Genomic DNA, 16074 nt, shown 5'->3' on the forward strand with positions numbered 1-16074 from the left:
TTATGAGACGGGGTCTTAATCCGGATATAGCCATTCGTATTGCCTAAGTCCTAACATACTGTTTTCCTCCATGGTCACACCTCTTGAATATGACCAGCCAAAGTTTATTTCAGTTGTATTTTCAAGAAGTGTCTCAAGGTTATCGACCAGATATTTAAGGTTTTCAAAATATGGAGCTATAACCTCATCTGCTCTCCACGCTTCCAGCAACCTGTCGTAGTTTGCCTTATCTTTCAGCAACGGGAGCATCAATGCTTTCATGAATGCCTTTGCCAATTTCTGATCAGCAAAACTCATTTTGAATTTAGTCGGCTTGCCATACTCGTCATCAGGTCCGCCAAATTCATAATTCATCAAAATGCCATCCACATTTGCAGGAGACACAGCACTTATCAAATTATATACAAACGTTTTCATCATCAAAGTATCAGTTGGATAACATGTCAGTTCACTGAACCCATCAGAAGAGTTAACCGTAAGCGTCTTTGGCACGTTGATCGTGAACAATCCCTGAGGATCTATAAAAATTTTGAAAGTAGTATTCTTAATATCATAAACACGCATTTGGGAATCAAATGATCCATAACCAATATAGACACCATCCGAACTTTTGAAAAAATTAGAATACCATGATATTGTCGGATTAATTTGAAGAGGAGAATTGTGCAAGTCATAGAATAACAGACCAGAGCATAATCTTCCGGCTAAAGTGGAAATTGACAACAGTATATCGCCGGATTCATTAAAACCATAATCGTCACCCCTTAAAAACGGCGTATCGAGAATAGCATGCAGAATATCGACAGGAGCAATCTTACTTCTGATATCATCCGAATAAGTCGCGCTATCCCAACTTATGATGAATGGGAAGGAGGCATAATGAAGACCTTCATCCCGCATAGGAATATCCATGAAATTATAACTTTCACTGTTTGGTTCATCATACATCGTCCAATTAATATTGGAATAAAAATAATCACTCTCGGATGACTTAGAGTACTGATAATATTTTCCTCTGACCTTCCCTTCGATAAAATATAATGATAACGAAATATGCATCCCCAAAGTGTCAAGTTCACAATCGCAAGAGAAGGAATTGTCTGAACATGGGACAAAGGTAGCAGGGATAGAGACATCTTTCCCAAATTTCAGAAAAGACAATCTCGGGAGTTTGCCTGTCTTGGGAATGCCGGTGACATCGCTTAAATCAAAATCGTCGGAAGTAAATGTAATATATCCCTCATTGTTTTCATTGGCAGTCACCACAAGTTTGTCTTGCGGGCGCATTTTAACCTGATCAATCACGGAACCATGTGAATAATAAGACGTTTCAAGATAAACATCTTCAGAAGAGTAAGTCCTGTTCTCAATCCTCAAGACAGGATCAGAATCCTTGTTGACCATATCTTCCTTCCCACATCCGGCAAGCAATATGGAAGCAAGCAGGCAAAGACAACTAATTGTTTTCATAATTCATACGTTTTTGTAAATCAACCGCAAAAATACATATTAAAAATATGTATCCACATTCATCTTTATTTTTTTTAATGTATTTAAACAAATTTTAAATAAACTTGTCGATACATTTTTACATGTGCGCAAGAATCATCAATATGATCATGTCGCCGAACTCATGTCGGTGATTGCCTTTGCCAATCCTGCGGAAATCCGGTATGAAGAAGGCAAAACCGACAAGTCTTTCATTATGCTGCCTCTGGTGATGGTGAAGCGAGATTTCCTTTGTAAGTTTGCCGGTGTATTGGCACCCATATCATATTGGTTCCAACCGAATTTTTTTTGGTCAAGTAGGATTCTTTTATGTCCATGCGACAAATTTTAAATGAAAGAGCCGAGAATCTCTATTGATATTTCTATATAAATTTAAACCAATTCAATACACTCTTTGTTATACAATCTATTATCAACCCAATTAACTCTTATCTCACATGATTATTTCAACAAGTTCCTACCCATCTCCTGTCGCGCCTCCCACCCCCGGAGCAATAACGATTCTCGCCAAATCACCGGTCACACCTTATAATCGTGATTATCCAACAGATAAATATGAAGCACAATTCACTTCCGCGAGATTCAAAGAGATTTTTCAATGTGGTTTTAATGCAATTTCCATTGCTGCTGAAAAGGAACGAGATCTTGACATTGCAAAAACTTTTGAACGTGCTGAAGATTCCGGCCTAAAGATTATAATTTGTCAACAAGACAAGGATGAGATGCAGATGAGCAATCTTGTAAATAAATACAAAGACAATCCTTTGCTCGGAGGTTATGAAATGATGGATGAACCTTTGTTTGAAAAACTTTCATGGTTAAAAGCAATTCATGATAAAATCAGGGAACTTGACCCCAAACATCTCGTCTATACCAATCTTGCCGTCGATATGACTCCGTCTTCATCAGAATGGAAAGATCACTTGGGAGACATCGGGACTCTCGAAGAATATCTGGATTACTTTCAAAACATGTTTCATCCAGTACTATGGTCTTATGATTTCTATCCAGTTAGATACTATAATGGGAGAACAATTGTAAGAACCTCAGACTTCTACAAATTTCTACAGATGTTTCATGACAAAGCGAAAAAGGCCAATAGACCTTTCTGGACTTATTCCTTGTGTATGCCTTATGTAGAAAAATGCTATCCTGCTTCGGCATGCGTACTTGGTCCTGATAAAAACGGACGACCTATTCCAACTGAAGGAGAACTTCGTTGGGAAGCCTTCTCCGCATTGGCATACGGTGCACAGGGAATTGTTTACTGGTCATATTCCCAACGCTATTCAATCAAGAACAGTAATGGAGTTTACGGAGAATACTACACATCAGCTCCGATTGACCTGCAAGGGAATAAGACAGAGATTTGGTATCGGGTGCAGACCGTGAATAGTGAAATCAAAATGTTCAATCATGTTTTCTATGGTTGTGAAGTCATAGATGTCAGACATGCCGGCACGACTTATCCCGGGACAAAGCCTTTCTCCTCCACATTCGGCTTTATAAAGACTCTGGAGACAGAGGCACAAGGGGTGATGGTGTCACATCTAAAGAATGGTGATAATGACTTCATTGTCATCGTTAATCACGATCCTTTTAATTTCCAGAAAATCAAACTCGAATTTTCAGATCCTAATTCTATAATAGGCATCTCCCCGGTGAGTCCCAAACCGAATCCGGATGAGGACGATTCTGAAACTACCGGATACACGTATCTCCAACCGGGCGGCTATTTAATTTTCAAAGTGATGTAACAGGCACCTTATAAGCGTGTTTCACAGAAGTTTTGATTTGTATTACTTTATGAAAAAATCACTCTGCATTTTCTGCGATTGTTTCACCACGAGGAGCGCGGAGATTACAGAGATTTTTTGTTTTTGTGATAATAAAAAAACTACGCGCTCTCTGTGTACTCAGTGGTTGTTTCACCACGGGGAGCACAGAGAACAGGGAGGGTCATTATTTATTAAGGGTCATTATTTATTATTTGGGTATAGGTAGTGGTATTGTTGCATTCCAAGAGACTTTAGCTCTTCGGTTGTCGCACCTTTGGAATATGACCAACCAAGTTTGATATCTGTCGTGTTATCAAGCATCTCTTCAAGATTATCCACCAGATATTTCAAATCGTCGAAATACGGGTTGGTGGCCTCATCCATCTTCCATGCATCCATCAGTCTGTTGTAATTACCATCATCCTTCAATAGGGGCAACAACAGTGCTTTCAGGAATGATTTTGACAACTCCGCATCCGCGAAAGTCATTCTGAACTTTGTAGCTTTATTTCTCTTATCCACCGGACCAAAGAATTCATAGTTCATAAGGATTCCATTCACATTTGCCGGTGAAACAGCCTTTATGAGATTATATACCAGCATCTTCATCGCAGGAGTGTCAGCAGCATAATAAGAAGGCACTCTGATACCATCAGAATTAGGTGACATTTTCTTCGGAATCCTTATTTTGAAGAGACCCTGTGGATCAATGAATAGCCTAAACGTCGAGTTCTTTATATCGCAGACATTCATATTCGTCTTAAACGATTCAGGTGCTACCACAAAAGGATAACTGCCATCCCATAGATTCTCCGAAACCGCATACCATGATATTTCGGGATGAAAAGACGAACTACTTGAATCGTAAAAATACAATCCTGAACATAATCTGCAAATCAACATCGAGATAGAGATTAGACTTTCACCTGAAGATTCAAAACCATAGATTGATTCCGACAGAAACGGAGTGTTTAGCAGAGTCTGAATGAAATCCTCAGCACTTATCTCTTCCTTTATATTATCTGGATATAGAGAACTGTTCCAACTTAGAATAAAAGGTGACGATTCATAATGAAGACCCTTGTCTCTGACAGGTATATCTGCGATATTGTGACTTACGGCAGTGTTATCATATACCCAATGCCAATCAATACTATTGTATATATTATTATCAAATGGGTAGGTGTATTGATAGAAAGTACCTTTCACTTTTCCATCAATAAATCTTAAAGACAAGGAGATCCTCATACCTAATGTGTCAAGTTTACATTCGCAGGAATATCTACTTGTTTTTTCTTCAACAACATGTCCGTTCTCATCATATTTGAATACTTTATTGGAATTGGGAACAAAGGTGACCGGTAGGGAAGCCTCTTTACCAAATTTCAGGAATGACAATCTCGGAAGTTTATCATTAGCGGAGATTCCCGGCACTGTCTCCAAGTCAAAATCATCAGTTGTAAAAGTAATATATCCTTCATTATTTTCATTTGCCGTCACCACAAGTCTATCATACGGACGCATTTCCACCTGCTCAGTCCAAGAGCCATGTGAATAGTAAGTCGTTTCAAGATATACATCTTCTGGAGAATAAGACCGGTTCTCAATCCTTACGACAGGTTCCGGCTCCGGTTTCACGACATCATCCTTCCCACATCCGGCAAGTAAGGTGGAAGCGATTAAGCAAAAATAACTTAATTTCCTCATAATCTCTAAGTTTTTATATTTCAATCGCAAAAATACTTCTTTTTATTATTTCCACAAAAATTTTATCCCAATTTTAATACAAAAACTCCGCGCTCTCTATGCACTCTGCGGTTATTACACCACGGGGAGCACGGAGAACGCGGCGAGTTTAGTTTTTATTTATGATAAAATTTCTCTGTGCTCTTTGTGCTCCCTGCGGTTGTTTTACCACGCGGAACACGGGAAGCACGGAGATTTTATTGGCTATTTATGCGGAATCAGTATTTGGATAGATCGACGTTGCGCATGTCACCGCTCTGGAGGAATTCCGTGTGGAATGCAAGCGATGCACGAAGTGTGTGCGGGGTCTGTCCACCTGTCGGACCGCCCATGTTGAGATAGTCGGTCAGCAATTCGCGATACATCGGGTGAGCACAATTGTTGATAATCTCCTTAGCTCGCTGGATAGGATCCTTGCCACGAAGATCGGCAATACCCTGGTCAGTGACGATTATGTCTACAGAGTGCTCAGAATGATCCATGTGGGAAACCATCGGCACAATGTTAGAAATCTTACCCTCCTTGGTGATTGACGGGCAAGAGAAGATTGATATGTAGGCATTACGTGCGAAGTCGCCCGAACCGCCGATACCGTTCATCATGCGTGTGCCGGTCACATGTGTAGAGTTGACATTACCGAATATGTCAGCCTCAAGCGCAGTGTTCATGGCGATTACACCGAGACGACGGATTACCTCCGGATTGTTAGAGATCTCCACCGGACGGATCACTACCTTCTCCTTGAAGAACTCGATATTGTCTATGACGTCCTGCTCCACCTCATTGGACACGGTCAGTGAGCTTGTGCTGCCAAATTTGCAACGACCTTTCTTCATGAGATCGATGACTGCATCCTGAATCACCTCAGTATACATTGCGAAGGGAGGAATCTCCTTGGCATCGGCAAGACCATATAGAACAGCATTTGCCACGTTGCCCACACCACTCTGTATGGGGAGGAATGACGACGGTATTCTTCCTGCCCTCATCTCTCCGATAAGGAAATCACAGACGTTTGCACCAATCTTGTTTGTCACCTCATCGGGATTGGAGAATGCCTTCACTCCATCGAAAGAGTCGCTCATCACGACGCCCACAATCTTATCCGGATCAAGCTTGAGCACCGGAGAACCGATACGGTCATTGGGATGGAAGATAGGAATCACGTCGCGGTTAGGGGGATCAAGCGGCAGATAGATGTCGTGCAATCCGAAAAGAGCATGATGCAGTTTCTCGTTAAGCTCTATGATGATTTTCTTTGCATACTTGGCATAAGTCGGCACGTTGCCCACACCCATACCAACCACCACTGTACCGTCATCCTTGATGTCGCTCACCTCTATGATGGCAAAGTCAAGCTCGCCATAGAATCCATAGCGGAATTTCTGTGCAAGTTCCGAAAGATGAAGGTCGAAATAGTGGCAATCGTGAGCATTGATACGCTTACGAAGGTCAGGAAGATTCTGATAGGGAGTACGCATGCCTATAGCATTCGCACGCGCAAGCACACCGTCGCAACGGTCGCTTGTAGATGCGCCGGAGAAAATGTTGATCTTAAATTCTTTTCCTTCAGCGTGAAGACGTTCAGCCATTTCTGCTATCGCAGTCGGAACCACTTTTGGAGCTCCCGGGGCTGTGAAACCGGAAAGACCAACGTTGTCGCCATTATGAAACAACGATGCGGCCTCCTGGGGTGATAAGACAGGAAATCTCATTTTGTATATTTTTAGTTGTTTCCACATGCGGAAAAATGACCGGCTCTCTCAATGTTGTGCAACACCATAAACATTCTTCCGCATTTTATTCGCAAAATTAGCGAATTAATTCCATTCAACCAACCGTATTGGCATAAAAAGCACAGAGCGACAGGATAAAAAAGCGAGTATTCAGCAACAAGTTGACGTGCCTGTATTGTTATAAGTAGTAGGTCTTATCAAGTAAGTACCTACACCAATAAATCATCTCATTGAAGTCATTTACGAAATATGAATACAAACGACACTTCGTCTCACATCTCCACATCCCCCGGAGCTATTCCCGATGTCTCCACAAATACCTCCTCCCTCATTCCCTCTACCACATCCGTCTCCGATTCCGGACATTCCTACAAGAATGCGGTCAGGGAATACTTGGGGAAAGGACTGCGCTATGTCGTTCCACTCGTCATATCGGTATGCCTTCTTATATGGCTGTTTCATAAAGTCAATTTCCATGACGTAGTGACTACGGTCAAGGATGGATGCAATTTCTGCTGGATTGCAGTGATGATGCTTCTGACCATGCTGTCGCGCATGATCCGTGGAGTGAGATGGGGTCTTCAGCTTCGTGCTGCCGGCGTGAAGAGAATGCCGGTGGTGTGTGAATGGGTCACGATATGGGGAGCGTATGCCCTCAACATCGTCTTTCCGCAGCTCGGCGAGGCGTGGCGGTGCGTGTTTGTTAGCCGCAGGGAGAAGACGCAACTCTCCACCGTAATCGGCACGGATGTGGGCGACCGGGGTTCAGACCTCGTGGTCATCCTTGTGCTGCTGGGCGTGTCGCTCGTGGTGGCACACCCTTTCATCTCTGATTTCATCAACAGATACTCCCTCGGAAGAGATATGCGCGACATTACTGACGACCCTGTGGTATGGATAGGTCTCGGCATCGTCGTCGGCGGCTTATGGGCGATACTGCATTTCTGCAAGACTATGATATGGGTGAAACGTCTCGACACCAATCTCGACAGGATATGGGATGGCTTCAAAGTGATATTCACCATGAAGAAATGGTGGCTCTATCTCCTGCTGACCATTGCAATATGGGTATGCTATTTCCTTCAGACGTATGTAGTGTTCTTCGCATTCCCGTTCACACACAAACTCATCACCGACCCCCACATGGCGTATGGGCTAATTCCGGGGCTGGTGGTGTTTGTATTCGGATCGATGTCAATGGCGATACCCTCCAACGGCGGTCTTGGTCCCTGGAACCTTGCCATCATGTTCGCTCTCTCGCTTTTTGGCATATCCAACACTGAAGGGACAGCATTCAGCATCGTGATGTGGAGCTGCCAGGCTATTATGATCATTGCGCTTGGAGTATTCTCCGCAATATACGTTTCCACCACGTCCGGCAAAGGTGGAGATACCACACAAAATACATCGACATCAGCCGCAAAGGCATAATAAAACTCCCGGCATAGTTTCGACCATGCCGGGAGTTTCATATTTTCAAGCAGTAAGAAGGAACTTACTTCTTAGCGATTTTCTTGTAGCCGTACTGAGCATCCTTGCCAAGTTCCTCCTGGATGCGGAGAAGCTGGTTGTATTTAGCCATACGGTCAGAGCGGCTTGCAGAACCGGTCTTGATCTGACCAGCGTTTGTAGCCACAGCGATGTCAGCGATAGTAGCGTCCTCAGTCTCGCCTGAACGGTGAGAGATGACAGCTGTGTAGCCGTTGCGCTGAGCCATCTCAACTGCACGGAGAGTCTCAGTGAGTGAACCGATCTGGTTAACCTTCACGAGGATTGAGTTAGCGCAACCCTCAGCGATGCCACGCTCGAGATATTTAACGTTAGTAACGAAGAGGTCGTCACCTACGAGCTGGCAACGGTCGCCGATAAGGTCTGTGAGAAGCTTCCAGCCCTCCCAGTCGTTCTCAGCCATACCGTCCTCGATAGAGTCGATAGGATATTTGCTTACGAGTTCAGCCATGTACTGAGCCTGCTCCTCGCTTGTAAGAACCTTACCGTTCTCCTCTTTCGGAGTGCCGTTGTTGAGTGAAGAGTAGTGGTATTTACCATCTCTGTAGAACTCAGAAGAAGCAACGTCAAGACCGATAGTCACGTCCTTACCGGGCTCGTAACCTGCTTTCTTGATAGCCTCCATAATTACGTTGAGAGCGTCCTCTGTGCCTTCGAGCTTGGGAGCGAAACCACCCTCGTCACCTACTGCTGTAGCAAGACCGCGAGCCTTGAGCACTGATTTGAGGTTGTGGAATACCTCTGTACCCATGCGGATACCCTCTTTGAAGCAGCATGCGCCTACAGGACGGATCATGAACTCCTGGAAGCAGATGGGAGCGTCAGAGTGAGCACCACCGTTGATGATGTTCATCATAGGCACGGGGAGCACGTAGCTATTTGCACCACCGATATATTTGTAAAGGGGAAGACCGAGATAGTCAGCGGCTGCCTTAGCAACTGCGAGAGAAACGCCGAGGATAGCGTTTGCACCGAGGTTAGATTTTGTCGGAGTGCCGTCGAGAGCGATCATAGCCTCGTCTACTGCAATCTGATCAAGTGCGCTCATACCTTTGAGAGCCTCAGCGATAGGACCGTTCACGTTAGCTACGGCTTTCTGTACGCCTTTGCCCATGTAGCGGCTCTTGTCGCCGTCACGAAGCTCAAGAGCCTCGTTTACGCCTGTAGATGCTCCGGAGGGAACAGCTGCACGACCGAATGCACCGCTTTCGAGATATACGTCAACTTCTACTGTAGGATTGCCACGGGAATCAAGCACCTCGCGACCGATAATCTTTTCAATTTTCATGTCTTGAATATGATTTAAAACATTAGTTCTCAATATTTATTTTAAGCGACGACCCGCAACGTTCTATTTTCTTTCCTACTGCCGCCGCTCTTCTAAAAGGATGGCATACCCTTTTCGTCTGCAAATTTAGAAATAATTTCTCATATTATCCATATTCCACGAAATTTTTTAACCAATTTTACATCCTTTTATATCAACTTACCTCCGGAAAGGGATGGTCTATGACTTATTTTTTGTAATTTAGCGTAATTTTTGAGTCAAAACACAAGCTGACCATAAACCAATGACCACACAGCAACTCACCGACCTGACCCTCTCGATGCTCGCGTTCGTGCCAAATGACCGGCAGCTCGCGCTTATCCATGCCCTATCCTCGTTTATCATCAACAGGGGACCTCGCGACGTATTCGTACTTAACGGATATGCCGGTACGGGAAAGACCTCCGTGATGGGTGCCACGGTGAAGGCATTGCGCATGTCAAACGTCAAGACATTCCTTCTCGCCCCGACGGGAAGAGCTGCGAAAGTGGCGGCGGCAATGTCAGGCGACAAGGCTTCGACCATACACAAACGTATCTTCCGCGGCGACTCCACAAACCCAAGCAACACCACATTCTTCCTCGCCGAGAATAAGGATGCCTACTCCTTATTTATAGTGGATGAGGCTTCACTCGTCACCGACGGTCAATCCTTCTCCTCATCGCTGCTTCAGCAAATGTGTCGCCACGTCTATGGTGCTCCCGGATGTGCCATGATTTTAGTGGGGGATCTCGCACAGCTTCCCCCGGTGGGACAGTCGGACAGCCCCGCGATGAATCCGGAACGATTAAGGCAGATTGGACTGAACCCGATATTCTTCACCCTCGACCTCCCCGTGAGGCAGTCGGCAGGGAGTGGGATACTCCACAACGCCACCATCATCCGGAAGTTTCTTTTCGGCAACCAAGACAGCAGCCAGTTCAGTCTCTACACACGCAACTTTCCCGACGTGACGGTCATATCATCACAGGAACTTGCCGACTCGCTATCCGACTCATGGGGCAGCGTCGGACAGGATGAGACGCTAATAGTCACACGTTCGAACCGACGCGCCAATAATTTCAACCGCGCAATACGCAACATGGTAATGTATGCCGACGCGCCACTCCAGCAAGGCGACCGCATCGTGATTGCCAAGAATGATTATTATTGGAGCAAGATCAACAAGCTGAAGAATTTCATAGCCAACGGAGAGACAGCGGAAGTGACATGGGTAGGTAAGAATGAGAAGGCTTACGGCAGATGGTTTGCGGAAGTGGAGCTGAAACTGCCCGACACCCCTACCCCGGTGGCAGCCAAAATCATGCTCCGCAGCCTTATCGCCGACGGTCCGACAGTGCCGCGTGAAGAGATGGAACGTTTTTACAACCGCGTCATGGCGGAGTATGACGGAGAACTCTCTCATAAGATAAAGGGTGCTCTTGAAGACCCGTTCTATAATGCCCTGCATGCCAAATATGCTTACTGCGTCACCTGCCACAAGGCTCAGGGAGGACAATGGCGACACGTCTACGTCGACATGGGTGCCATAGATCCCGAGGCGATCGGGAGCGATTTCTACCGCTGGCTCTACACTGCCGTGACACGCGCCACGGAACGCCTTTTCATCATAAATCCCAGTATACCCTGCGTCTGACCCGGAGTGAGATTTCTCATGACAAGATTTCTTGTATTATATCATGCCAAAATGACGGTATAAACCGCATTATGACCTCTTATTGAAGAAATATTTCTCTAATACAGATATTTTTCGTAACTTTGTCGCCAAAAGTTTCGAACATTTTATCCCAAAGGTAAAAAACAACAACAGATTAAGAATGAAAGCATACGTTTTCCCGGGCCAGGGTGCTCAGTTCGTAGGCATGGGTAAAGACCTCTACGAGACAAATGCAGAAGCTCGCAAACTCTTTGACGAGGCAAACGAGATTCTCGGTTTCCGTATCACAGACCTCATGTTTGAAGGCACAGAGGACGACCTCAAGCAGACAAAGGTGACACAGCCCGCCATCTTCCTCCACAGCGTGATTCTCGCCAAAAGTCTTGGCGACGAGTTCAAGCCAGACATGGTAGCCGGTCACAGCCTCGGAGAGTTCTCAGCACTCGTGGCAGCCGGTGCTCTCTCATTTGAGGAGGGACTCAAACTTGTGTCAGCCCGTGCACACGCCATGCAGAAGGCATGTGAGGCACGCCCCTCAACAATGGCAGCAGTGCTTGCGCTTCCCGATGCCAAGGTAGAGGAGCTTTGCGCTGAAGTAGACGACGTTGTTGCTCCCGCCAACTACAACTGCCCCGGTCAGGTGGTAATCTCCGGCACAGTGGAAGGTATTGATGCCGCATGCGAGAAGATGCTTGCTGCCGGTGCAAAACGTGCAATGAAGCTTAAAGTGGGCGGTGCGTTCCATAGCCCTCTCATGCAGCCTGCACAGGAGGAGCTCGCAGAGGCTATCGCAGCAGCGAAATTCCAGACTCCCGTATGCCCCGTATATCAGAATGTAGACGCCAAGCCTCACACAGATCCTGAAGAGATCAAGGCTAACCTCATCAAGCAGCTCACCGCTCCGGTGCGTTGGACTCAGGACGTAGAGGCTATGATCGCTGACGGTGCCGATGAATTTATCGAGCTTGGTCCCGGCTCTGTGCTTCAGGGTCTGGTGAAGAAAATCAACCGCGGAGTTGCCACTTCCGGCAAGCAGTAATCACCACGCAAAAAGGAGACACTCATTATGAACGTAGCAATAGTAGGCGCCAGTGGCGCAGTAGGTCAGGAGCTTCTCAAAGTGCTTGACGAGCAGAATTTTCCCGTAGACAATCTGCGTCTCTTCGGTTCGCCGCGCAGCGCAGGTTCAGAGTATGAGTTCCGCGGCAAGAGAGTGGTTGTAGAGCTTCTGTCGAAAGATTCCGACTTCTCCGGCATAGACATTGCCTTCACTTCAGCCGGTGCGGGCACTTCAAAGGAATATGCCGACGTGATCACTCGCCACGGTGCAGTCATGATCGACAACAGCAGCGCGTTCCGTATGGATGCTGACGTGCCTTTGGTGGTGCCGGAAGTAAACGGAGAGGATGCCCTCGACCGTCCGCGCAATATAATCGGCAACCCTAACTGTACAACGATACAGATGGTGGTGGCTCTGAAGCCTATCCACGACCTCTCCCCCATCCGCCGTGTGCACGTGGCAACTTATCAGGCTGCCAGCGGCGCGGGTGCTGCTGCCATGCAGGAGCTTATCAACCAGTATAAGGAGCTTGCCGACGGCAACGCGCCGACAATCGAGAAGTTTGCTTATCAGCTTGCATTCAACCTCATCCCCCACGTAGACGTGTTTACCGAAAACGGCTATACGAAGGAGGAGATGAAGATGTATAACGAGACGCGTAAGATCATGCATTCCGACGACATCAAGGTCAGCGCAACGTGTGTGCGCGTTCCCGTTCTGCGTGCTCATAGCGAGGCTATCTGGCTTGAGACTGAGCGTCCGCTCTCTACAGAGGAGGTGCTTGCTGCCTTTGAGAAGGCTCCAGGTCTGATCGTCAAGGATAATCCTGCCGAGAAGGAATACCCGATGCCGCTCGACATCACAGGCAAGGATCCCGTATATGTAGGACGTCTGCGCAAAGATCTCTGCGATCCCAACGGGCTCAGCTTCTGGGTAGTAGGCGACCAGATAAAGAAAGGCGCCGCCCTCAACGCCGTCCAGATCGCGCTCTGGCTCCTTGAGCATGACGACCGCCTGAAAAAGTAAGACGAAATATACAATCGGTAATCAAAAAAATCACCCCCGCAGTCATTTCTCATAGACTACGGGGGTGATTTTTATTAACTAATCCATATATGCTTCTGTGGGAATCGGATTAGCGTTCGGCACGCATGGGATTGGAAAGGAAATCCTCGTAGGCGAGTCGCAATCCATCGGGAAGTTCTGTCCTGTAGTTCCATCCGAGAGCCTGCGCCTTGCTCACGTCAAGGAGTTTGCGGGGCGTGCCGTTAGGTTTGGAAGTATCCCATACAATCCTCCCTTCATAACCGACAGTCTTTGCCACAAGTTCGGAAAGCTCCTTTATTGTCAGTTCCTTCCCGGTGCCGGCATTCACAGTCTCGTTGCCACTGTAATTATTCATCAGGAACACACAGAGGTTTGCAAGGTCATCCACGTAAAGGAACTCCCGGAGCGGACTGCCGTCGCCCCAACATACCACTTCCTTCAATCCATTCTCCTTTGCCTCGTGGAAGCGACGGATAAGAGCCGGAAGCACATGGCTATGCGTAGGATGATAGTTATCGTTCGGTCCATATAGGTTTGTAGGCATCACCGATATATAGTCGGTGCCATACTGACGGTTTAGATACTCGCAATATTTCAGACCACTGATCTTCGCCAAGGCGTATGCCTCATTCGTCTGTTCGAGAGAGGAGGTCAACAGACATGATTCGGGCATCGGCTGAGGGGCAAGACGCGGGTAAATACAGGATGAACCGAGAAATTCCAGTTTCTTGCAACCGTTGCGCCACGCAGCGTTTATGACGTTCATCTCAAGCATCATGTTCTGATACATGAAATCTGCCGGATGCGATGCGTTTGCCTCAATTCCGCCCACCTTTGCTGCTGCCAAAAACACGTATTCCGGACGTTCGGCGGCAAAGAAATCATCCACTGCCTTTTGATTCACAAGATCAAGTTCGGCATGAGTACGGGTGATAATATTCTCATATCCTTGACGTTTCAACTCCCGCACAATGGCAGAGCCTACCATTCCGCGATGACCCGCCACGTAAATTTTTGAATTCTTTTCCATAAATTCATCTAATGATTAACAACGTAACCTCCTTAAATTATTTCATACGACCAATCAGAAATAGTGCGTAATTCCGTAGAGAAATTCACGCCCACCTTCACCACAGTCCTGTCCCTTGCCTCCCATGACAAAGAATATCCTTTAGATGATATTTGACGCAATGCCTCGGAAGGATTCCGATCAATCTTAAATTCAAACACATAGACTCGCCACGGAGTCTGCGCCACCATGTCAACCCTTCCGGCTGATCGCGAAACCTCACATTCTGAGTTTGCTCCTAACATCATAAATATCATATACAGGCACAAGTGAAGATGTTTCTCCATAGGTTTGTTATCAATAATCTGATATGGCACACTTGCCAACAACCCTTTAAGAGTACGCATCATTCCATCTACATCGCCATTATTAATAGCCCTGCGTAGTGTCTGCTGTATGTCTTCAATCTCAAATCCGGCATCACCCTCCACAAACTCAGGAATAAGAAGATTGACCAAAGAAGACTGCACTTCCTGATTGGGTATACCAAGGCGATAATAACCGTCGCCATCAAAATCCCGTATGGTCAGATAACCTGTCTGGAAAAACAGAGACAATGGATTATCAACTGAAAACGGAGTAGACAATTTTTCAAACGACACCCACTTTTCTGTCAAGTCTTCTAATCTAAAACGAGATTTCTTTAAGAACTTTGCCAATATCCTTGACGAACCGGTCATTATCCAATACGGATCCAATTGCCTGGAATCTAATGCACTCAATAGACTAAATGGATTGAATACGTATTCCTTTGCACGTGTAAACCGATAGCCGTCATATTTATTTATCAACAATTCTATCGTCTTGTCACATGGATAATTATACGATTCCGCAAGTTCCTTTATTCCTGATGACAAATAACGCAACATCTCCTCCTTTGTAATACCGAGCAACGTGCCGAAACGTGCGTCCATACTTATATCCGACGGATTATTAAATCCGGAAAAGAGCGTTGTGTTGCGAAACCGCGACACCCCGGTGACGAATGCAAATTTTATATAACGGTCTTGCGATTTAAGTACAGAAAAGAATGGGCGTAAAGCCACTGTCGCTTGCTGCAACTTCTCCTCATCCTGAAGAAGATCAAGAATACCCTTGTCGTATTCATCAATCAGCACCACCACATTCCTACCCGTTTTCTTTGCCAATATCCTTATCAATTCAGAGAACAGACTTCCCAACGTGTATTCATCCGGATACCAACCGTCTTTTTCGGGATCAACGCCATATTCCTCCGCAATATTTTTGATCATGAGACGTAAATCCTTCTCAAAATTCAGGATTTCACACTCGTTCATTGTTGCAAAATCAATATGCACTACCGGATATTCAATCCATTCTTTCTCCAGATCGTATATTGTCAAGCCTTCAAACAACTCTTTCTTACCTTTGAAAAAAGCTTCCAAAGTAGATAATAAAAGACTCTTTCCAAATCTGCGCGGACGCGACATGAAATAATATTTCTTACGGAATAATTCCGGAAATATTGAGGTCTTGTCTATATATACGTAGCCACCCTTCCGCAATTCCTCGAAAGACTGCACTCCAATCGGATATTTTATAGAATCATCAGGCATATTAAAATGTAGTGATTTATTTCTGATAAACTTCAATGCAAAAATAAACAAATCACATG

General features: G+C 45.7%; 11 protein-coding genes. 5 read left to right on the forward strand and 6 right to left on the reverse strand.

Going from position 1 to position 16074, the window contains the following annotated elements; translation table 11 throughout:
* Positions 1–15: 15 nt before the first annotated feature.
* Positions 16–1404 (reverse strand): hypothetical protein, encoded by a 1389-nt coding sequence (locus E5331_RS07300; RefSeq protein ID WP_135984733.1) that lies wholly within the window; start codon positions 1402–1404, stop codon positions 16–18.
* A 542-nt stretch (positions 1405–1946) separates the two neighbouring features.
* On the opposite strand from E5331_RS07300, the gene E5331_RS07305 reads away from it, so the two are divergent.
* Positions 1947–3266 carry a hypothetical protein gene (locus tag E5331_RS07305; RefSeq protein ID WP_135984734.1) on the forward strand — a complete coding sequence of 440 codons (1320 nt, stop codon included), beginning with the start codon at positions 1947–1949 and terminating at the stop codon, positions 3264–3266.
* Between the two features lie 222 nt (positions 3267–3488).
* Here the strand turns inward: E5331_RS07305 and E5331_RS07310 are convergent, their stop codons facing one another.
* Complete coding sequence (locus tag E5331_RS07310; protein WP_123483058.1) at positions 3489–4994, reverse strand: hypothetical protein; 1506 nt, start codon at positions 4992–4994, stop codon at positions 3489–3491.
* Positions 4995–5251: 257 nt separating this feature from the next.
* Positions 5252–6748 carry a butyryl-CoA:acetate CoA transferase gene (locus E5331_RS07315; RefSeq protein ID WP_135984736.1) on the reverse strand — a complete coding sequence of 499 codons (1497 nt, stop codon included), beginning with the start codon at positions 6746–6748 and terminating at the stop codon, positions 5252–5254.
* Between the two features lie 270 nt (positions 6749–7018).
* Between E5331_RS07315 and E5331_RS07320 the strand changes: the two genes are divergently transcribed.
* Positions 7019–8200, forward strand: coding sequence for a lysylphosphatidylglycerol synthase transmembrane domain-containing protein (locus E5331_RS07320; RefSeq protein WP_123483056.1), 1182 nt, complete (start codon positions 7019–7021; stop codon positions 8198–8200).
* A 64-nt stretch (positions 8201–8264) separates the two neighbouring features.
* Here the strand turns inward: E5331_RS07320 and eno are convergent, their stop codons facing one another.
* Positions 8265–9566, reverse strand: a complete 1302-nt coding sequence (gene eno, locus E5331_RS07325; protein ID WP_135984739.1) for a phosphopyruvate hydratase — start codon at positions 9564–9566, stop codon at positions 8265–8267.
* A gap of 283 nt (positions 9567–9849) precedes the next feature.
* Between eno and E5331_RS07330 the strand changes: the two genes are divergently transcribed.
* The 3 genes from E5331_RS07330 to E5331_RS07340 all read left to right on the forward strand — a co-directional run bounded on the left by E5331_RS07330 (position 9850) and on the right by E5331_RS07340 (position 13348).
* Positions 9850–11241 (forward strand): ATP-dependent DNA helicase, encoded by a 1392-nt coding sequence (locus E5331_RS07330; RefSeq protein WP_123483052.1) that lies wholly within the window; start codon positions 9850–9852, stop codon positions 11239–11241.
* A 181-nt stretch (positions 11242–11422) separates the two neighbouring features.
* The gene (gene fabD / locus E5331_RS07335; protein ID WP_123483050.1) at positions 11423–12301 is read left to right on the forward strand and encodes an ACP S-malonyltransferase; all 879 of its coding nucleotides are present in this window, start codon (positions 11423–11425) and stop codon (positions 12299–12301) included.
* 27 nt (positions 12302–12328) lie between these two features.
* Positions 12329–13348: an aspartate-semialdehyde dehydrogenase gene (locus E5331_RS07340; protein WP_123483048.1), complete on the forward strand. Its 1020-nt coding sequence runs from the start codon at positions 12329–12331 to the stop codon at positions 13346–13348.
* Between the two features lie 109 nt (positions 13349–13457).
* On the opposite strand, the gene E5331_RS07345 is transcribed toward E5331_RS07340, so the two are convergent.
* Positions 13458–14399: a GDP-L-fucose synthase family protein gene (locus E5331_RS07345; protein ID WP_123483046.1), complete on the reverse strand. Its 942-nt coding sequence runs from the start codon at positions 14397–14399 to the stop codon at positions 13458–13460.
* A gap of 32 nt (positions 14400–14431) precedes the next feature.
* Complete coding sequence (locus E5331_RS07350; protein ID WP_168355171.1) at positions 14432–16015, reverse strand: ATP-binding protein; 1584 nt, start codon at positions 16013–16015, stop codon at positions 14432–14434.
* Between the last annotated feature and the right edge of the window lie 59 nt (positions 16016–16074).

It is taken from the genome of Lepagella muris (genome assembly GCF_004793975.1).
GTDB lineage: Bacteria > Bacteroidota > Bacteroidia > Bacteroidales > Muribaculaceae > Lepagella > Lepagella muris.

Bases quoted from the DNA above. Each gene is read 5' to 3' on its own strand.
- E5331_RS07305 (WP_135984734.1), top strand. From the start codon at position 1,947: ATGATTATTTCAACAAGTTCCTACCCATCTCCTGTCGCGCCTCCCACC.
- fabD (WP_123483050.1), top strand. From the start codon at position 11,423: ATGAAAGCATACGTTTTCCCGGGCCAGGGTGCTCAGTTCGTAGGCATG.
- E5331_RS07340 (WP_123483048.1), top strand. From the start codon at position 12,329: ATGAACGTAGCAATAGTAGGCGCCAGTGGCGCAGTAGGTCAGGAGCTT.
- E5331_RS07330 (WP_123483052.1), top strand. From the start codon at position 9,850: ATGACCACACAGCAACTCACCGACCTGACCCTCTCGATGCTCGCGTTC.
- E5331_RS07315 (WP_135984736.1), bottom strand. From the start codon at position 6,748: ATGAGATTTCCTGTCTTATCACCCCAGGAGGCCGCATCGTTGTTTCAT.
- E5331_RS07310 (WP_123483058.1), bottom strand. From the start codon at position 4,994: ATGAGGAAATTAAGTTATTTTTGCTTAATCGCTTCCACCTTACTTGCC.
- E5331_RS07350 (WP_168355171.1), bottom strand. From the start codon at position 16,015: ATGCCTGATGATTCTATAAAATATCCGATTGGAGTGCAGTCTTTCGAG.
- E5331_RS07300 (WP_135984733.1), bottom strand. From the start codon at position 1,404: ATGGTCAACAAGGATTCTGATCCTGTCTTGAGGATTGAGAACAGGACT.
- E5331_RS07320 (WP_123483056.1), top strand. From the start codon at position 7,019: ATGAATACAAACGACACTTCGTCTCACATCTCCACATCCCCCGGAGCT.
- E5331_RS07345 (WP_123483046.1), bottom strand. From the start codon at position 14,399: ATGGAAAAGAATTCAAAAATTTACGTGGCGGGTCATCGCGGAATGGTA.
- eno (WP_135984739.1), bottom strand. From the start codon at position 9,566: ATGAAAATTGAAAAGATTATCGGTCGCGAGGTGCTTGATTCCCGTGGC.